At 60.4% G+C, this 18,675-nt stretch carries 15 protein-coding genes; 7 read left to right on the top strand and 8 right to left on the bottom strand.

All coding sequences use genetic code 11. From position 1 onward, the window contains the following. Positions 1 to 27: 27 nt before the first annotated feature. From AB4Y97_RS10500 to AB4Y97_RS10480, 5 genes are read right to left on the bottom strand one after another with little or no spacing between them, the layout of a single operon-like run. Positions 28 to 768: an ABC transporter ATP-binding protein gene (locus tag AB4Y97_RS10500; protein ID WP_441998984.1), complete on the bottom strand. Its 741-nt coding sequence runs from the start codon at positions 766 to 768 to the stop codon at positions 28 to 30. Next, positions 765 to 1,595: an ABC transporter ATP-binding protein gene (locus tag AB4Y97_RS10495; protein ID WP_441998983.1), complete on the bottom strand. Its 831-nt coding sequence runs from the start codon at positions 1,593 to 1,595 to the stop codon at positions 765 to 767. The genes AB4Y97_RS10500 and AB4Y97_RS10495 overlap by 4 nt, the downstream gene beginning before the upstream one ends. Further along, the gene (locus AB4Y97_RS10490; protein ID WP_441998982.1) at positions 1,595 to 2,497 is read right to left on the bottom strand and encodes an ABC transporter permease; all 903 of its coding nucleotides are present in this window, start codon (positions 2,495 to 2,497) and stop codon (positions 1,595 to 1,597) included. Before AB4Y97_RS10490 ends, AB4Y97_RS10495 begins: the two co-directional genes overlap by 1 nt. Continuing rightward, positions 2,494 to 3,507, bottom strand: coding sequence for an ABC transporter permease (locus AB4Y97_RS10485; RefSeq protein WP_441998981.1), 1,014 nt, complete (start codon positions 3,505 to 3,507; stop codon positions 2,494 to 2,496). Before AB4Y97_RS10485 ends, AB4Y97_RS10490 begins: the two co-directional genes overlap by 4 nt. Then, positions 3,504 to 5,102, bottom strand: a complete 1,599-nt coding sequence (locus tag AB4Y97_RS10480; RefSeq protein WP_441998980.1) for an ABC transporter substrate-binding protein — start codon at positions 5,100 to 5,102, stop codon at positions 3,504 to 3,506. The genes AB4Y97_RS10485 and AB4Y97_RS10480 overlap by 4 nt, the downstream gene beginning before the upstream one ends. 392 nt (positions 5,103 to 5,494) lie before the next feature. On the opposite strand from AB4Y97_RS10480, the gene AB4Y97_RS10475 reads away from it, so the two are divergent. The 6 genes from AB4Y97_RS10475 to AB4Y97_RS10450 all read left to right on the top strand — a co-directional run bounded on the left by AB4Y97_RS10475 (position 5,495) and on the right by AB4Y97_RS10450 (position 14,505). After that, positions 5,495 to 6,541, top strand: coding sequence for a dipeptidase (locus tag AB4Y97_RS10475; protein ID WP_441998979.1), 1,047 nt, complete (start codon positions 5,495 to 5,497; stop codon positions 6,539 to 6,541). Positions 6,542 to 6,713: 172 nt separating this feature from the next. Then, positions 6,714 to 7,532 carry a M55 family metallopeptidase gene (locus AB4Y97_RS10470; RefSeq protein ID WP_441998978.1) on the top strand — a complete coding sequence of 273 codons (819 nt, stop codon included), beginning with the start codon at positions 6,714 to 6,716 and terminating at the stop codon, positions 7,530 to 7,532. A 473-nt stretch (positions 7,533 to 8,005) separates the two neighbouring features. After that, positions 8,006 to 9,106: a TIGR03118 family protein gene (locus tag AB4Y97_RS10465; RefSeq protein WP_441998977.1), complete on the top strand. Its 1,101-nt coding sequence runs from the start codon at positions 8,006 to 8,008 to the stop codon at positions 9,104 to 9,106. A gap of 260 nt (positions 9,107 to 9,366) precedes the next feature. Continuing rightward, positions 9,367 to 11,448, top strand: coding sequence for a peptidase domain-containing ABC transporter (locus AB4Y97_RS10460; protein ID WP_441998976.1), 2,082 nt, complete (start codon positions 9,367 to 9,369; stop codon positions 11,446 to 11,448). Then, positions 11,396 to 12,817, top strand: a complete 1,422-nt coding sequence (locus AB4Y97_RS10455; protein ID WP_441998975.1) for an HlyD family type I secretion periplasmic adaptor subunit — start codon at positions 11,396 to 11,398, stop codon at positions 12,815 to 12,817. Before AB4Y97_RS10460 ends, AB4Y97_RS10455 begins: the two co-directional genes overlap by 53 nt. Before the next feature lie 89 nt (positions 12,818 to 12,906). Beyond that, positions 12,907 to 14,505 (top strand): tetratricopeptide repeat protein, encoded by a 1,599-nt coding sequence (locus AB4Y97_RS10450; protein ID WP_441998974.1) that lies wholly within the window; start codon positions 12,907 to 12,909, stop codon positions 14,503 to 14,505. Between the two features lie 37 nt (positions 14,506 to 14,542). Here the strand turns inward: AB4Y97_RS10450 and AB4Y97_RS10445 are convergent, their stop codons facing one another. From AB4Y97_RS10445 to denD, 3 genes are all read right to left on the bottom strand, one after another. Then, the gene (locus AB4Y97_RS10445) at positions 14,543 to 15,301 is read right to left on the bottom strand and encodes an SDR family oxidoreductase (protein ID WP_441998973.1); all 759 of its coding nucleotides are present in this window, start codon (positions 15,299 to 15,301) and stop codon (positions 14,543 to 14,545) included. Positions 15,302 to 15,386: 85 nt separating this feature from the next. Next, on the bottom strand, positions 15,387 to 16,136 hold the full coding sequence (locus tag AB4Y97_RS10440; protein WP_441998972.1) for an SDR family NAD(P)-dependent oxidoreductase: 750 nt from the start codon (positions 16,134 to 16,136) through the stop codon (positions 15,387 to 15,389). Between the two features lie 20 nt (positions 16,137 to 16,156). Further along, the gene (denD, locus tag AB4Y97_RS10435) at positions 16,157 to 17,140 is read right to left on the bottom strand and encodes a D-erythronate dehydrogenase (RefSeq protein WP_441998971.1); all 984 of its coding nucleotides are present in this window, start codon (positions 17,138 to 17,140) and stop codon (positions 16,157 to 16,159) included. 411 nt (positions 17,141 to 17,551) lie between these two features. Between denD and AB4Y97_RS10430 the strand changes: the two genes are divergently transcribed. Beyond that, positions 17,552 to 18,604, top strand: coding sequence for an ABC transporter ATP-binding protein (locus tag AB4Y97_RS10430; protein ID WP_441998970.1), 1,053 nt, complete (start codon positions 17,552 to 17,554; stop codon positions 18,602 to 18,604). Positions 18,605 to 18,675: the final 71 nt, after the last annotated feature.

The following is an 18,675-nucleotide window of genomic DNA, read 5'->3' as shown; positions in this document are numbered from 1 at the left end:
TATTTCAGCAGCTCATATCGCGAGCCGTCATGCAGGCTCTTCCAGATCTACGCTCAGTGCGCGCAGTTCCGATGTGTGCGGATGCTTGGTCTTGCCGGCGCGCAAATCTTCCGCACTGATCACTTCGACCATCTGTCCGCCGAGCATGACGCCGACCGTCGGGCAGAGATGCGAGACGACCGCGAGATTGTGGCTGACGAGGATATAGGTGAGCTGGCGCCGCTCGCGCAGGTCGGCGAGAAGGTTTAGGATTTCTGCCTGAACCGAAACGTCAAGCGCACTGGTCGGTTCGTCGAGCAGCAGGATTTCCGGTTCCGCGATGAGCGCACGAGCGATGGCGACCCGTTGGCGCTGGCCGCCTGAGAGCTGGTGCGGATAGCGGAAGCGTACGGTTGAAGGCAGGGCGACTTCGGCGAGCGTAGTCTTAATGCGGCGCTCGATGTCACCGATGCCATGCACGAGAAGCGGTTCGCTCAAGATGCGGTCTATGGTCTGACGGGGATGTAGGGACCCATAGGGGTCCTGAAACACCATCTGGACCTTCTGAAAGAAGGCGCGGTCGCGGCGCGGGCCGACATTTTGGCCATCAATGGCGATGCTTCCGGTCCACGCATTGTTGAGCCCAGAGAGCGCGCGAAGCACGGTGGATTTGCCCGAGCCGCTTTCGCCCACGATGCCGAAGCTGCCGCCGGCCGGAACATGAAGCGACACGCCTTTGACCACCTCGTTGTCACCGAAGCGGACGCGAAGCTGCTCAACCTTGATCATGATTGAACCCATGCTGCGTCGCGGGTCAGGACCGGCAGACGCGGTTTCGGATGGGTGAGAGACGGAAGGCAGTTGAGAAGCCCCTTCGTGTATGGATGTTTCGCCTGGGCAAGAGTGCCGGCGGAAAGCTCTTCCATCACGCGACCCGAATACATGACCGCGATGCGGTCGCAGAAATGCGAGACGAGCGGTAGATCGTGGCTGATCAGAATGAGGCCCATGCCGCGCTTCGACACCAGATCTTCCATCAGCCGCAGAATTTCTGCCTGAACGGTGGCGTCGAGCGCGCTCGTCGGCTCATCAGCAATAAGAAGCGCCGGATCGGGCGCGAGCATCATGGCGATCATGACGCGCTGCCCCATGCCACCGGAGACTTCATGCGGGTAGAGATCGCAGACACGGCGGGGGTCGCGGATGCGCACCTGATCGAGCAGGTCGACGGCTGCTTCCAATGCTTCCTTGCGGCTGCCACCCTTATGCTGGCGCCAGGATTCCGCCACTTGGCGCCCAATGGACATGACCGGATTGAGCGAATATTTCGGATCCTGGAGAATGAATCCGGCCCGCTTGCCCCGGATGCCACGCATGGCACGCTCATCGGCTTTCAGAATGTCGATGCCGTCGAAGGTGAGCCGGTCGGCGGCGATGCGCGCATTCTGCGGCAGAAGCCGCATCAGCGCGCGGGCGGTGAGCGACTTGCCCGAGCCGCTTTCACCGACGATGCCGAGCTTTTCGGTTCCGATCTGGAATGAGACGCCGCGCACGGCCTCGAAGGTTCCGGTCCGGGTCGCGAAAGACACGCGAAGATTATTGATATCGACCAGCATCAGCTTTGCTTCGGATCGAGGACGTCACGCAGGCCGTCGCCCAGGAAGTTGAAGGCAAGGGAAGCCATGAAAATGGCGAGACCGGGAATGGTCGGCACCCACCATTGCTCGAAGATGAACCGCTTTGCGGTCGCGATCATCGCGCCCCATTCGGGCGACGGCGGCTGCGCACCCATGCCCAGGAAGCCGAGGCTCGCCGCCGTGATGATGATCGAGCTCATGTCGAGCGTGATGCGAACGATCAGGCTCGGCACGCAGAGCGGCGCGATGTGGCGCAGCACGATGCGCCCGGCAGGTGCTCCCGTGAGACGGCAGGCGGCGATGAAGTCGCTGTTGCGTACCGTCATGGTCTCAGCGCGGGCAAGGCGCGCATAAGGCGGCCAAGCGGTTAATGCGATGGCGAGAACCGCGCTCTCGACGCCGGGCTTCAGCGCCGCGACGAAGGCCAGCGCCAGGATCAGGCGCGGGAAAGCGAGAAACACGTCCGTCACGCGCATCAGGATGCGATCGACGGCACCACCGGCATATCCGGCGATACAGCCCACTGCGAGCCCGAGGGGTGCTACGAGAAGCACCACCGCAATCACCATGCCGAGTGTCACCCGCCCGCCATAGAGAATGCGCGAATAGATGTCGCGACCGAGTTCATCGGTGCCGAGCCAGTGCGCAGCCGAGGGTTTCGCCAGACGGTTTGTCAGATCCTGCACACCGGGATCGTGCGTTGCGAGAAGCGGGGCCGCGAGCGACAGGATGACGAATGATACGACGATCACAAGGCCGATCATCGCGAGCGGATTGGAGCGAAGATCGAGCCAGGCGCGGTAACGCCGCCCCCAGGCCGCCTGAGATCGTGACGCTGGTGTTTCGTCCAGCAACCACGCTTGGGAAAAAGCTGCATTCATCGTACGCGCGGATCCAGTTGCCGATAGACGGCATCGGCGAGAAGGTTGAGGCCGACATAGACAAGGCCGACCAGAAGGGTCGCACCCATGACGGGGTTCATGTCGGCATTCATGAGGGAGACGGTGAGATACTGGCCAAGACCCGGCCAGCTGAAGACGGTCTCGGTGACGACCGCGCCTTCGAGCAGGCCCGCATAGGTCAGCGCCAGCACCGTGACGAGTTGCACGCCCACATTCGGGAAAGCGTGCACCCAGATCACGCTCATGGACGACAGGCCCTTGGCGCGAGCGGTGATGACGTATTCACCGCGCAGCGCATCGAGCATGAACGCACGGGTCATGCGCGTAATGTAAGCCATGCTGAAATAGGCCAGGATGCAGACCGGCTGTACCATATGCGCCAGTGCATCCCAGAACGCGTCCCAATCGCCGGCGATGAGAGAATCGACGGTCAGGAGACCAGTCACGTGGGGCACCATGTCCTGGAATACGATATCCTGCCGCCCTGGCCCCGGCGCAATTCCGAGAGCCGCGTAGAAGACGAGCAGGCTGATAAGCGCCAGGACGAAGACCGGCACGGAGTGCCCTGCGAGACAGACCACGCGGATCGTCTGATCGATCCAAGTGCCCTGCCGCACGGCGGCCCATACGCCGAGAGGAATGCCGATGATGGCGGCAACAATGACCGCCGCAGTGGCAAGCTCCAGCGTCGCTGGAAAATACCGGGCGATATCGCTGATGACCGGATTTTTCGTCAGGATGGAGCGACCCAGATCGCCGTGCAGCAATTGCACCACGTAGTGGAAGAATTGCAGCAGGATCGGCTGATCCAGGCCCATCTCCAGACGGGCCCGTTCGACCACTTCCTGAGGCGCATTGTCACCGACCGCGGCGATAATCGGGTCAATGGGCATGACGCGCCCGATCAGGAAGGTGATGATCACAAGCCCCAGCAGCGTAAGGCCGACGCTGGCGAGAAGTCCCGCCAGCGCGTTGAGTCGTTTCGTCACGCCTTGCTTGCTCCCAAGTAGGAATGCGTGTCGGACAGCGTGCCCAGGCGAACGCCCGAGACGTTCTTGCGGCAGGCCGCCGTCGTGACCGCCTGGAACATCAGGGCGAACGGGCTGTTGGCCATGTGGTCGCGCTGAATCTGCTCATAGAGAGCGATGCGCTTGGCCGGGTCGCGTTCCTTAAGAGCCGCTTCGGACCGCTCCCCGAACTCCTTGTTCTGCCACGACGAGCGCCAGGCGAGCGTACGATTACGCGCTTCTTCGCCGTTGTCGGTGTTGACGCAGAACTGTTCGGAGTTGGTGTTCGGGTCGAAATAGTCCGAGCCCCAGGCGGTGAGGATGAGCTCATGCTGGCGGGCGCGCATCTTCGTGAGAACCTGGCGGTTTTCGGACGAGAGCAGCTTCACCTTGATGCCGATTTCCGCGAGGCTCGCCTGAATGGTCTGGGCGATATCCGGATAGGGCTGAGCGGAATAGTGATCCATCGAGATCTCGAAGCCGTCCGCATGACCCGCTTCGGCCATGAGTGCCTTGGCCTTCGCCGTATCCTTTTTGTACGGCGTGTCGGTGATCGCGCCGGGAAAGCCTTCAGGCAGGAAGCTCTGATGCACCACGTGGGTCAGGGGAATGATGTTCTTCTGGATGCCCTGATAGTCGAGCGCCCACTTGATCGCCTGCTGGACCTGCGGCTTCGCCAAGATAGGGTTCTTCTGGTTCATCGAGATGACCATCAGAGACGCCACGCCCTTGCGGACGAGGTTGTAGTTGGCGTCGCCCTGAAGCGTACGGAGCTGTTCGGTCGTCAGGTTCCGGGCCACGTCCGCGTCGCCCTTCTGCAACATGAGGAGCTGCGCCGACGGATCGACGATATGGCGCAGGATGATGCGCTTGATGTTGCCCTTCGTCTGGCGGTTGGGATTGGCGTCGAGCATCACGCTCTCGCTCGGTTTCCATGCGCGCAGCGTCCACTCGCCTGATCCGGCGCTGTTCTGGCGCAGCCAGCCATTGCCGAGATCGTCGCCCTGAACCTTCTCCATCACAGCCTTCTTCTCGATCACGCTCGCGACGTTGGCCGAGAGGCAATAGAGCAGGAAGGAAGACGCGGTGGGTTCGGCGGTGGTCAGAACCAGGGTATGTGCGTCGGCGGCCTTGATCCGCTCCGCCACGTTGTCCTTGGTGAAGCCGAACTGGTTGATGATGAAGGCCGGGCTCTTGTTCATGATGACAGGGCGCTGCAGCGAGAACGCGACGTCCTCGGCGGTCACGGGCGAGCCGCTGGCGAATTTCGCGTCCTTGCGCAGCCGGAACGTGAAGGTCTTCCCATCGGGGCCGGCTTCCCAGGACTCGGCCAGATCGCCGACGATCTCGGAGGGCTTGTCCAGGTTGGGCTTCACCAGCTTTTGATAGATATTGCTGCTGATTTCGCTGCCGACAGCTTCGAAACCTTCATGCGGATCGAGGCTCGTCATGTTGTCGAGCTGCTGCGCGACGACCAGGATGTCTTTGGGTGTGTCCGCAAAGGCTGCCGACAAGCCCGTATAGCTGAAAAATGACGCAGCCGCGGAGCTTGCGAGAAATGTGCGCCGATTAAGCATCCCGTATCACCTCATCTAAGGAAGATCTGGCCTGGATCGGCCATTGTTCATGTAAGAGAAAACATTCTTTCAGAATGTATATCCCTTTTCGCTTTCGTTTTCTGCAAGCAATATCGCGTTTTGGGATAAATATCCGGTCGCGAGCCTGATAGTCTCGACCTCGTCCCAATATTCCAAAACTCGGCTGCTGGCACCGCCAACGTACACGGCGCAGGATTTGCCTGACAAATTCGGAAAATGGCATTCCTTATGCATGTTATGCATTGGGTGGCATGATCCTTATGCAAAAGTTTCATTACTTCCGTCGGATTTTGAATTAGCCGGATTGCGCCCCCAACCCTACAGCTGCTTGTCTCGAGACGCCCCGCCTCAAACCCTTTTGCTGTGAGCCCATGACAACCGATGCCCTGATCCCGGTCTTCGACGGACATAACGATGTGCTGCTTCGCCTCTGGCGGACTGGCGGCAAGGCCGCTGAGCTCGAATTCCTCAAAGAAGGATCGTCCGGCCACTTGGACCTGCCGAAGGCGCGGGCCGGCGGCTTTGCCGGTGGCTTATTCGCGGTGTACGTTCCATCCTCTGGCAACATTACGGGCGCAGATGGAAAAACGGAGGCCCTCACTCCCTCGCTGGAGGAGGCACAGGCCGCGACCTTGGAGCTGATCTCGCTGCTGGTGCGCGTGGAACGGGTATCTGCGGGAGGGCTTCGAATTTGCCGGAGCTGCAGCGACATCCGTGCCGCCATGACAAGCGGCGCTCTGGCTGCGGTTCTTCACATTGAGGGGGCCGAGATGATCGACCCCGACCTTAAGATGCTCGATGTGCTTTACCAGGCAGGGCTGCGCTCCATCGGCCCGGTCTGGAGCCGTTCGAATATTTTTGGGCATGGAGTCCCTTTCCGCTTCCCGTCCACTCCGGACACCGGGCCTGGCCTGACTGAGCAAGGGCGCGCACTGGTACAGGCATGCAACGAGTTTCGGATCATGATCGACCTGTCTCACCTCAATGAGCAGGGCTTCTGGGATGTGGCCGCGATGTCGAACGCTCCCCTCGTGGCGAGCCATTCGAATGTGCATGCCCTCACCCCTCATTCACGCAATCTGACCGATCGGCAGCTCGACGCGATTCGGGAGAGCGACGGTTTCGTCGGCGTCAATTTCGGCACCATGTTCATTCGCGGGGACGGCCGCAAGGATCCCGACACGAAGTTGGACGAACTCGTGCGCCACATCGACTATCTCGTGGACCGGATTGGGCTCGACCGAGTGGGGTTGGGATCCGATTTCGACGGTACGACGGTTCCCAACGACCTGAAGGACGCGAGTTGCTTGCCTTCACTCGTCAATCTCTTGAGAAGCAAGGGTTATGACGATATCGCCGTGCGAAAGATCTGTGGCGACAATTGGATCAGGGTCCTTGAAAGGACCTGGGGGCATTAGGCCCTTTCAGCAAGAACCGATTTCGCGCCAAACGCGTCGTCCTAGCGATGTCCTCACTTGGCGATCTTCGTGACAGTTCTGGCCTTCAATTTCCTTGATGACGGTCCGTGCGATGGCTCTTAATGATGGTCTGAGCCGGTCGTTCCCGCGTGACATAAGTCTGGATGCTGCAATGAAGATCTACATTTCTGCCGATATCGAGGGCGTTGCCGGCGTCGTCAGTCCGCAGCAGGGCACCATGGGCAATGGCGAGTATGAGCGTGCCCGCCGCCTGATGACTCAGGAGGTGAATGCTGCCATCGACGGCGCTTTCGCCGGCGGTGCGAGTGAGGTTCTGGTCAACGATTCACATGGCGACATGCGAAACCTTTTTCCCGACGAACTCGATCCCCGCGCGGAGTTGATCCTCGGCAAGCCGAAGCCGCTCAACATGTTCGAGGGCCTCACCCGAGAACACGCCGGCGCTATCTGTCTGGGCTACCACGCTCGCGCGCGTTCCTCGGGCATTCTGGCTCATACGACGAACGGTTTCGCATTCGGCCGCATCCGATTGAATCGGCAGGAATTGGGCGAAGCAGGCCTCTACGGTGCTTATGCCGGCAGCCTTGGCGTACCCGTTATTTTGCTCAGCGGTGACGATCAGTTGAAGGCCGAGACGCAAGCTCTCTTTCCGGACGCTCGCTATGCCGTCGTCAAGCATGCGGTCGGTCATCGTGCAGCGCGCAATTCCGCTCCGGAGAAAGCCCGTGCACTCATTCGGACGCAGGCTGAGGATGCTGTCAGGAATGCCAAATCGGTTCAGCCTTTCAGGATCCAGGGTCCCTATAGGCTTGAGATTGAACTGAATACACCAGCTCTATGCGATCTCGCTTCCGTCATTCCTGTCGCGACCCGATTGAATGCCGTCACCGTGGCCTTTGAGCCCGAGAGCGTCGAGCACGCTATCCGGTGGGTGAATACCTTATCGGCTCTTTCGGCGGCTCTAAGGTAACTGCCTCGGATTGGCCTCGCTCGTGGCTACAGATCGTGACGGCAAGCTTCCGCCGCTGTTTCATTAAAAGGAACGCGTCGTAAGCATAGCGGTTCTCGCCACAGATTCCCAAACTGAACTGTACCAGCAAGCTGAACAGCGTTCGACCTTTCAATGGGCCGACGTGTTGGGCAATCGCATTCGGAATAAGGCAACGACATCCGCTGTTTTGCCATATAGATGCGATACTTTCCGTGGACAGCTTGAGCGCTTGGCCATGCATCTAGGCTCGAAGCTTTGAGACTTTGTACATGGTGTATCTCGTGCTCAGCTTTTTGGAATGAGGTGCCGTTCAATTGCGCTCCGATCGTGGGCCCGATGTGAATCCCGCTGACGGCTCAGCCGCGCGTCTCATAAACTCACGGTATCATCGCGATTGAGCTTAGCCATCTCGTCTCTGCGGAAAGCGCCGCTACAACCAGAGGAGAATTTCAATGGTTACATCGGTCGCAAATACCAGTCTGGCACAGTCAACTACATTCAGACAGACGAATTTGGTCTCGGATGGCTTTGTTACCGCACCCGTGATCGACCACAATCTCATCAATCCCTGGGGTGTTTCATTCAGCCGGACCGGACCGTTCTGGGTGTCGGATAACGGTACAGGCCTAGCGACGATCTATGACGGCAAGGGAAACCCGGTGACAGTTGCCGGGCATACGTCCATCACGATAGCGACACCTCCAGGGCAGACTTCGCCGGCAAGCCCGACCGGGCAGGTGTTCAACAGCTTAGGAAGCGGATTCAATATTTCGAGCGGCGGCAATACGGCATCGTCGATTTTCATCTTTGCGACGGAAGATGGCACGATTTCAGGCTGGAACCCGACCGTGAACAGCGGCAGTTCCGTTCTGGCCGTCGACAATTCCAACGGCGGTACCGGGGCCGTTTACAAGGGTCTTGCGATTAGCAAAACCGGTAATAGGGCGCTCCTTTATGCCGCTAATTTCCGGAGTGGGAAGGTCGATGTCTTCAACGAGAATTTCAAGCTCGTGCGAAGCTTTACGGACCGACATATCCCGAAAGGCTACGCTCCCTTCAACGTGCAGGTTTTGAATAACCGCGTCTTCGTCACATACGCGTTGCAGGATAGCGCGAAGCACGACGATGTTGCTGGTGCCGGTCACGGCTTCGTCGATGAGTTCAGTCTCCGCGGACGTCTGCTGCATCGGGTGGCATCTCACGGGCCGCTCAACTCTCCCTGGGGAGTTGCTCTCGCACCGTCAGGCTTTGGAAAATTCTCGCACGATTTGTTGGTCGGGAATTTCGGTGATGGGACAATCAACGTCTTCAATCCGAAGACCGATAGTTTCCTGGGAAAACTGCGCGGGGCCAGCGGCGCGCCGATCAAGATCGGAGATCTTTGGGTACTCGTTCCAGGGAATGCCGGCAAAAACAGTGATCCGCATAAAGTCTACTTTACTGCCGGGCTGCAGAACGAAGCGCATGGCCTCTTTGGCAACCTGGGCGCAATCAACGATCCCAGTCATACGGCAACGGTGTCGATGCCCAGTTCGCACACGCTGCATGCCTGAGCTTTGCGAGGTCAATCGCCTGAGGAGTATCGTTGGTGGCGTTCTTCGAAAGACCGCTTTCGAACGCGGGAGGCCAAGCTTCTCAGCCTGCACGCTCAGCCTCGGCAGCTGAGCCCGAATCCGTGGCCGCTGCACCCAGCGGCCACATTCGTTCGATCACTGACGGAGTTCATCCCCGCCTTCGCGCAGTGATGGCTGCGGCACGGTTCCACGGGAGAGAATTGGATCCGCGCGAATATGCACGTGGCGCGGAGGGGTGCGTGCCTTCGGCCGCCACACTCTCCACATGGCTGCAAAATTCCGGTCTGTGGGCAAGGGCAGTGCGGCTGCGCTGGGGAGACCTGATGCATCTTCGGGAAACAGGGCCGGTGGTCCTGCTGTTCAAGGATGGCGGCGCCGGACTGATGACCGAGGTTGACCTGGAGCACAATCTGATCCTCGTCAAGAATCCTGGTTCTGCGCTGGGTGACGGCGGCATCGCCGTAGACGAGCTGCGACTGGAACAGGTCTGGTCAGGGGAAACCCTGTTGCTGCGGAGCAAACGAGGTCGGCCGGAGACGGAGGCGCCCTTCACTCTTGGTTGGCTGGCCTCTCTGGTCCTGAGAGAAAGGCGGTTGCTCCAGGATATAGGGCTCGCCTCATTGACGTTGAGCTTTCTGACGATTTTTCCGCCCTTGTTGGTCATGACAGTCGTGGACAGGGTATTGACGCATCATAGCTACTCGACCCTGGTCCTCCTTGGCACGCTTCTCGCCGCCGCAAGCATCTTCGAAACACTTCTGGGGCATGCCCGCCGGTTGATCGTGCTGATCGTAGGAACGCGTCTCGACGCCAAGCTGAACCTGCACGTCTTCAATCGATTGCTGCGACTGCCGCTCGATTATTTCGAGCGGCACCCGGCGGGCGAGACCATGCATAAGGTCGCGCAAGTCTACAAAGTCCGCGAATTCCTGACGGGCAAGCTGCTGACGACGTTTCTCGATCTCATGACACTGGTCGTGCTGTTGCCTTTTCTTTTCTTTCTCAACCCGATTCTCGCCGGGATGGTTCTGGCCTGTACCGCCTTGATCATGCTCGTTATCCTGGCCTTTCTACGCCCGCTGCGACGCAGTTTCGCCGACGTGATTTTCGCCGAGACCGAAAAGGCCTCGGCGCTCGGCGAAACGATCTTCGGCATCAAGACGATAAAGTCTCTTGCCTTGGAGCCGCAGCGGAATGCCTTATGGGATGAGCGGGTGGCCGATGTCGGCTCGTCGCGCCTTGCCTTTGGCAAGCTGGCAAATTGGCCGCAAACGGTCATCACCCCGATCGAGCGCTTCATGTCTATCGGTCTCGTGCTGGTGGGGGCCTACATGGCGCTCGACGATAATACAGGTTACGCGGTCGGCGCCCTGTTCGCATTCATGATGCTCAGCATGCGTGTAGCGCAACCGCTCGTGGGACTGGCGCGCCTCGTCGAGGATTACGAAGGCGTTTCCCTGGCAATCGTCGAGGCCGCGTCCGTATTGAACCGCCCGCCGGAGACGGATGCGGTATCCGGCGGATTGCGCCCCCGTTTCGCCGGTGCCATCTCGTTCGAAGACGTCAGTTTTACCTATGGCGGCACCAAGCTTCCCGCTCTCGACCGAGTCACGTTCGGGGTGACGGCCGGTACGATGCTGGGCATCGTCGGGCGCAGCGGGTCCGGCAAATCGACGCTGACGCGTCTGCTTCAGGGCATCAACCGGGATTACAGCGGGTCCCTAAAGATCGACGGCAACGACGTGCGGGTGATCAATCTACGCCATCTCCGGCAAAGTTTCGGCGTGGTCCTGCAGGAGAACTTCCTGTTCCGCGGCTCGATCCGCGACAACATCATCGCAGGCCGCTCCGGACTGACGCTCGATGACGTTGTGAATGCAGCGCGTCTCGCGGGCGCCGAGGAATTCATCGAGCGGATGCCGAATGGCTATGAGACCATGATCGAGGAAGGCTCGCCCAACCTTTCGGGCGGACAGAGGCAACGGCTTGCGATCGCGCGTGCGCTGATTACCGACCCGCGCATTCTTATCCTCGACGAGGCCACCAACGCACTCGATCCGGAAAGCGAGGCGCTCTTGAACGCCAATCTGCTTCGCATCGCCAGCGGCCGGACGATGGTGATCGTCTCTCACCGCTTGTCGTCATTGATCGATTGCGACCAGATCCTTGTCCTCGACAAGGGCAAAGCCGTCGACATCGCCCCTCATAATCTTCTTCTTGAGCGCTGTGCGATCTATCGCCAGCTCTGGTCTCAGCAGAGCCGCCATCATGACAGCCAAGGGCAACATCATGTCGCTCCCCCGTTTGTCCAAAGCCGGTAATGCCGCGGCTCGAAGAAACGATACCGTCAGCCGGGCTCTCCTGGAATTTCAATCTCCGTCGGCTGCGATTATCGCCGCTCCAGTCCCGCGGACAGCGCGCGGACCCATCTGGATCATTTCCGGCATGATCGCGGCATCCCTGGCGGCGATGTGGCTGATCCCGATCGACAAAGTGGTGACTGCCCGCGGCAAGGTCGTTTCTCAGATGCCGACATTGGTCGTGCAACCGCTTGAAACCTCCATCGTCCGCTCAATCGCCGTCAGCGAGGGTCAGCGGGTGAAGGCAGGCGATACTCTGGCCGAACTCGATCCGACTTTCACAGCAGCGGATGTCGGCGGATTGGCCTCGCAGGTCTCTGCATGGGAAGCCGAGGTTGCACGGCTACAAGCGGAAACAGAGGGCCACCCATTTACTTACGCAGGCTCTGATCCGAATTTCACGTTGCAGGCCATGATTTCGGCCCAGCGGCATTCGGAGCGGAAGCTGAGGCATGATATGTACCAGCAGCGCATCGATGGTCTGAATGCCGTCATTGCGCGCGGGGCCGCAGATGTGCAGACCTTCCTGGCTCGCCAGAATGTGGCCGAAAGGATTTTGTCCATCCGCCAGGAGTTGGAGAGGCATCAGGTGGGCAGCGTGCTCAATTCGCTGGCCGCCACCGACAATCAGCTGGAAGTCACGCGCGGTCTATCGAATGCGGCCCAGACCGTGGAAAGCGCGCAGCATGATCTCGGGGCCGCCGAGGCGGAGCGTGACGCCTATGATCAGAACTGGCGTGCGGAAGTATCGCAAAAACTCTCGGAGCAGAGGCAGAAACTAGCCGAGGCGCGAGAGCAACTGAACAAGGCGCAACGCCGTCGCCAACTTGTTGAGCTTCGTGCCGATCGCGATGCGATTGTCCTGACGGTTGCCAAGGTTTCCGTGGGCTCGGTGCTGCAATCGGGCGACCAATTCATCACATTGGTTCCTGCCGATGCGCCGCTTGAGGTAGAGGCGAGTATCGCGGGGCACGATAACGGCTTCGTCCATATCGGCGCGCCGGTGGCGGTGAAGTTCGATACATTCCCGACGTCTCAATATGGATTGGCCTATGGAAAAGTCCGAACCGTGAGCGCCGACAGCTTCACGGCGACGGATGACGTCAAGACCCGCTTCGGATCAGCTCCTGTAAACCCAGGGAGTCCGGAGCCGTTCTATCGTTCTCGCATTACACTCGACGAAGTGCGGTTGCACGATGTCCCACCGGACTTTCATATCGTGCCCGGCATGCCCGCTACCGCCGATATAAAGGTCGGCCAGCGCACGGTGCTCGCCTATTTGCTGGGCCGGATCCTGCCGTTGACGTCCGAAGGGATGCGCGAGCCATGAACCACTGTGATAACCCTCCGAGGCGTGTGAATAAAATTGGGAAGCGATTGGGCTTCGTCGATCGAGTCATCGACACGCTTTGGCCATCCATGGCACTTCGCCGTGCGGCGAGACTGAACGAGGCGGGGCAGACAGCCGAGGCTTTCCAGTTCCTCACGACTGCGGCTCGCGCCGGTATCGCCGAAGCTGAATATCGGATCGGGAGGTGTTATCTGGACGGTTCCGGCGTACCCGCAAGCCGTGCCGATGGCGTTCGCTGGATCGAGCGCGCCGCCATGCAGGGATATGTCGAGGCCGAGTGGGTTCTCGCCGCGCTGTATATCGACGGCGTTGCGCCCTTACGCAACGAAGGTACTGTCGCCGAATCCGCAACGGAACTGTTTTCAATCGATGACGTTCCAGAGCCTGATTTCGAGGTCGCAGAAAAATGGGCGCGCCGTGCGGCGGAGCATGGATCCGCCGATGGACAGGCATTGCTGGCCTACATCCTCACCTGGGGCCCGGAATCGATGCGCAATTTCGATGAGGCGCAGGATTGGTACAGACGCTCAGCCGAGGCTGGCTGTCCACAAGGGGCCTATGGCTACGGATTGTCGCTCGCGCAATCGGCCGAAAGCGAAGAAGACGAGGCTCGCATCGCCGATCATATCCGCCGTGCAGCGCAGGCTGATCTACTTCCGGCAATCCATCTTCTCGGCGTGCTGACGGAACGTGGCATAGGGGTGGAGCAGGACCAAGCCGCGGCGATGCAGCTTTACCGGCGGGCGGCCGAGATGGGCTACCGCTCCGGTCAGGCCAGCTGGGGACGTGCGCTGATGTTCGGAATCGGGATCGAGCCCAATCGTACCGAAGGCGAGTCTTGGCTCCGCCGGGCGGCGTTGGCGGGCGACCCGGATGCGGCGGCTTTGGTTGGCGATATCTATGCCGAAGCAGGCGCGCTTCCGCCCAATTACGCGGAGTCGGCGATCTGGTATCGTCGGGCAGCAGAGGCAGGTCATTGCGAGGCGGCTCGAACACTGGGTCTGCTTTACCTGCTCGGGGCTGGTGTGGGGCGCGATCCGAAAGAGGCGATGCATTGGCTTGGGATTGCAGCCGATGCGGGCGATCAGCAGGCGCAAATGGATCTCGCGAACCTCCTGCTGAACGGCGTCGGGGAGGGCAAGCCCGAAGACCTTGTAAAGGCGCGCGAATGGCTCGAACAGGCGGCCTCGTCGGGAAACCTGGTGGCTGCCTCCCATTTGGGCTTCTGCCTGTTGGAGGGAATCGGCATGAAGCGCGACGAGCGGCAGGCGGTCCACTGGCTTCGTCTCGCCGCGAATGAGGTTGTGACCGCGCAATATTGGTACGGCAGGGCCCTGGCAGAGGGGCGCGGCGTCGATGCCGATCTCGAAGCGGGCCGCACCTGGATAACACGTGCCGCCGTCGTCGGCATGGCAGATGCGGAGGCTGCTCTCGCAGAGATGATGGTGAACGGTCGTGGTGGACCGAAGGATCATGCCACCGCACTAAACCTGTTCGAAAAGGCGGCAGGAAAAGGCCATGTCGGCGCCATGTTCGCGCTCGGCATGTTGAGGTCCGGCGGATTCGACGTCCCCGTAGACTATGAGGCCGCGCAACGTTGGTTCCAGGCGGCGGCGGAGCGCGGCCATGAGGCCGCCCGGCAAATGCTGGCACGTCCTATTTCATGATGTGACCCGTATGCCTCGGAATGGGGGCCGCGCGACCTCACCCTCGTCCGATGAAGGGCATCTTGGTGGCCATGACGGTAATGTTCTGGACATTGGCCGTCAGGGGCAAACCGGCCATGTAGACCACAGCCTCGGCAACATGTTGTGCGTCGATCGTCGGCTCCGCCGCAACCGAGCCATCGGCTTGAAGCACACCGCTCATCATCCGCGCGGTCATTTCGGTGGCTGCGTTGCCGATATCGATCTGGCCGCAGGCGATGTCGAAGGCCCGTCCGTCCAGGGACGTCGATTTGGTCAGCCCGGTGATCGCGTGTTTCGTCGCCGTATAGGGCGCTGAATGCGGGCGAGGGGCGTAGGCGGAAACGGACCCGTTATTGATGATGCGTCCGCCGCGCGGGGTCTGAGATTTCATCAGCCGGAACGCCTCCTGGGTGCACAGGAAGGCGCCCGTCAGATTGGTATCGACCACGCTCCTCCACTGCTCCCAGGACAGGTCTTCGAGCGGGATCGACGGTGTATTGATGCCGGCATTGTTCACGAGCAGATCGAGTCGTCCAAATGCGTCCTTCGTCCTGGCAAAAAGCGCCGCGACGGAGGAGGCATCCGTGACATCGGTCGGCACCGAGAGAGAGGAGGCTCCCCGCGTCACGATCTCTTGCTCGGTCGCTATAAGAACATCCTTCCGGCGACCCGCCAGGACAACCGTGAAGCCTGCCTGCAGGAGGGCTCGCGAGATCGCTTTTCCTACTCCTGTCCCGGCTCCCGTGACGATGGCGATCTTGGAGTTCTCGGCCATTTCTTCTTTCCTCTTGAGCGATTCCTGAACGCGAAATGGGCTCCGCCGGTCCAGCATGCGCAATGTGCTCAGTAGCGTCTCGATATCAATAGGTTGCTCGTCCGCCGGAGATATCGAACACGCCGCCGGTGGTGAAAGAACATTCCTCGCTGGCAAGCCAGCAGATCAGGGATGCGATCTCATCGATCTTTCCGAACCGTCCCATCGGGATCTTGGACAGCATGAAATCGATATGGCTCTGGCTCATCTGGTCGAAAATCGGCGTGCGCACCGCGGCCGGGGTGACGCAGTTCACCGTGACGTTGCTCTTGGCCAGTTCCTTGCCGAGCGACTTGGTCAGGCCGATCACGGCGGCCTTCGAGGCGCTGTAGGCGGAGGCATTGGGATTACCCTCCTTGCCTGCGACAGAGGCGACGTTGACGATGCGGCCATAACCGTTCTTGAGCATGGCCGGCACGACGGCCCGGTTGCAATAGAACAGGCCGTTGAGATTGACATCGATGACTTGGCGCCAGGCCTCGACCGGATAATCCCAGACGGTCGTGTTCGGGCCGGTGATGCCGGCGCAGGCGATCAGGATGTCGATCCCGCCCAGGGCGGAGACGGTCTCCGCGCAGGCCGCGCCGACGGCATCGGGGTCGGTGATATCGACCTGCGCCGTTTTGGTGCCGGGGCCGATGGTCTCTCGTGCGCTTCCCATGGCCGCCTCGCTCAAATCCCAGATGGCAACCTTGGCGCCCTCTGCCGCGAGCCTGGCGCTGACGCCGAGACCGATGCCCGATGCGCCGCCGGTCACGACGGCCCTTCGCCCTTCAAACCGTTTATTGTTGCTCACTGTCGGCCCCTGACTTTTGATCAGCTCGCGATCTTGCCGCCGAGCTCATCCTCGATGTGAATGCGAATGATGTCGTCGAAGCTCTCCTCGGCCTTGAAGCCGAGATTCGTCGCCCGTCGGGCGTCGAAGCGGAGGGGCCAGCCTTCGACAATGTGCATGATGGTCGGATCCGGCTCGCGACGGATCCGAGCTGCGACCCTGTCGCCTGCGATGCGGCGCAAGGCATCGATCTGTTCCGCCACCGTGACCGACACGCCCGGCATGGTGAGGTTCCGCCGCTCCCCAAGCTTCGTGCCGTCGAGGGTCGCGGCGTGCATCAGGAAACTGACGGCGGAGCGTGGCGAGGCATGGGTATGCCGTACGTCGTCCGGAACGGGCAGGATGGCCTCCTGACCGTTCAGCGGTTCACGGATGATACCGGAAAAGAAGCCGGACGCGGCTTTGTTCGGCTTGCCCGGACGCACGCAGATGGTCGGCAGGCGGATGCCGATCCCATCGAAAAAGCTGCGTCGCGTATAATCGGCCAGCAGCAACTCGCCGATTGCCTTTTGGGTTCCGTAGCTGGTGAGCGGCGTCAGAAAGAACTCATCGCCGATCGCATCCGGGAAGGGCGCACCGAAGACCGCGATCGAGGATGTGAACACGACACGAGGTCTATAACCGTCACCGACAGCGCGGATGGCTTCGAAAAGCTGGCGGGTGCCATCCAGGTTGATGCGGTTGCCCTTGTCGAAGTCGGCCTCGGCCTCTCCGGATACGATGGCGGCGAGGTGAAAGATCACGTCTGGGCGGCTTGCCACGAGCTTCCCCGCCTCGCCGGGAGCCGAGAAGTCGGACGTAGCCGTCGTGACGGCGAAAGGAGCGCCTTCGGGTGCCTGGGGGGCGACGACATCATGCAGGATGACGCGGGAAATTTCGCGGCCGCCAAGACGCTTCTCTTGCGTCAGGCGTTCGGTGAGTTTGCGTCCGACCATCCCGGCCGCCCCGAGTATCAGAACTTCCATCAACGATCTTCCTTTGCGTTCGGCTTACTCTGACCGGCAGCTTTTGCGTTGGCAATAATTGTATCGACGCCGACCAAAGTCTAACCCTCTGCATTCTTCGTCTTTGTGCCCAAAAGAGAGGCTCGTCATCATTATGGTCATTGTTTCCATTCGCAAAAAGTCAATTATGTTGTATCCTTAAGACATCATAGGCGGAGCGCTTGATCTTCTCTCGATACTGCTGGAATAATATCTGTTAATCATCGCTCTAAGCTCGCATCAGACGAGCCACTTCAAAAGCGGGGGTTGGGAGGAAGCGCATGCTTCAACGCCGTGAAGCGGCATTGACGCGCCGGTGTCCTGCTGCCCGTGCTTACGGGCCGTCTCGCACCCAAGCCCGCCAGCAGGCCATCGGAACGGAGCAGGTGTCCCGTGGCCTCCGTTGAAATCAAGGATGTGAAGAAGGCCTTTGGAGCGACCCAGGTCATCCATGGGGTGTCGGTCGATATTCAGGATGGTGAGTTCGTCATCCTGGTCGGGCCGTCCGGTTGTGGAAAATCGACCTTGCTGCGGATGGTGGCCGGGCTCGAGAACATTACCGGCGGGGAGATCCGCATCGGCTCGCGTCTGGTGAACAACGTGCCGCCGAAAGAGCGCGACATCGCCATGGTATTCCAGAACTATGCGCTCTATCCGCATATGACGGTCGCGGACAACATGGCCTTTTCGCTCAAGCTTAAGAATGCGCCGAAAGCGGAGATTGCCACCAAGGTCAACCGCGCCGCCGAGATCTTAGGGCTGACCAAGCTCCTCGACCGCTATCCGCGTCAATTGTCCGGCGGCCAGCGCCAGCGCGTCGCCATGGGCCGGGCTATCGTACGCGATCCGCAAGTGTTCCTGTTCGACGAGCCGCTGTCCAACCTCGACGCCAAGCTGCGCGTGCAGATGCGCACCGAAATCAAGGCATTGCACCAGCGGTTGAAGACCACGACGGTCTACGTCACTCACGACCAGATCGAAGCCATGACCATGGCCGACAAGATCGTGGTGATGCATGACGGCATCGTCGAGCAGATGGGTGCGCCGCTCGAACTCTACGACCGCCCGGTCAACCTGTTCGTCGCAGGGTTCATCGGCTCGCCGGCCATGAACGTGCTGGAAGGACGGATCGAATCGTCCGGGTTCGTCATGGGCGATCTGACGCTCCCTGTTCAGAATGCTCCTGGGGCATCGGTTAGAAGACCGGTTTATTACGGAATCCGGCCCGAGCATTTTCACCTCTCGGACGAGGGCATTCCCGTCGAGGTGAGCGTCATCGAACCCACCGGATCGGAAACCCAGGTCTTCGCCAGGGTCCAGGGCCGTGAGATCACCTGCGTGTTCCGCGAGCGCATCGCTGCGCGACCGGGCGAGACGATCCGGGTTTTGCCGGATCCTGCCCTTGTCCATCTCTTCGACAAGGAAACCGGGCGGCGCATCAACTGATTGCAAGCGCGCGGTCCCACCGGGAAGACCGTGCAGCTCTCCATAGATCCCGGGCTGCGGAGGAAAGCGAC

The sequence above is a fragment of the Microvirga sp. 2TAF3 genome, assembly GCF_052114965.1.
Lineage (GTDB): Bacteria > Pseudomonadota > Alphaproteobacteria > Rhizobiales > Beijerinckiaceae > Microvirga.
The sequence above is the reverse complement of the archived record's forward strand: the minus strand, read 5'-3'. Positions and strand labels throughout refer to the sequence as shown.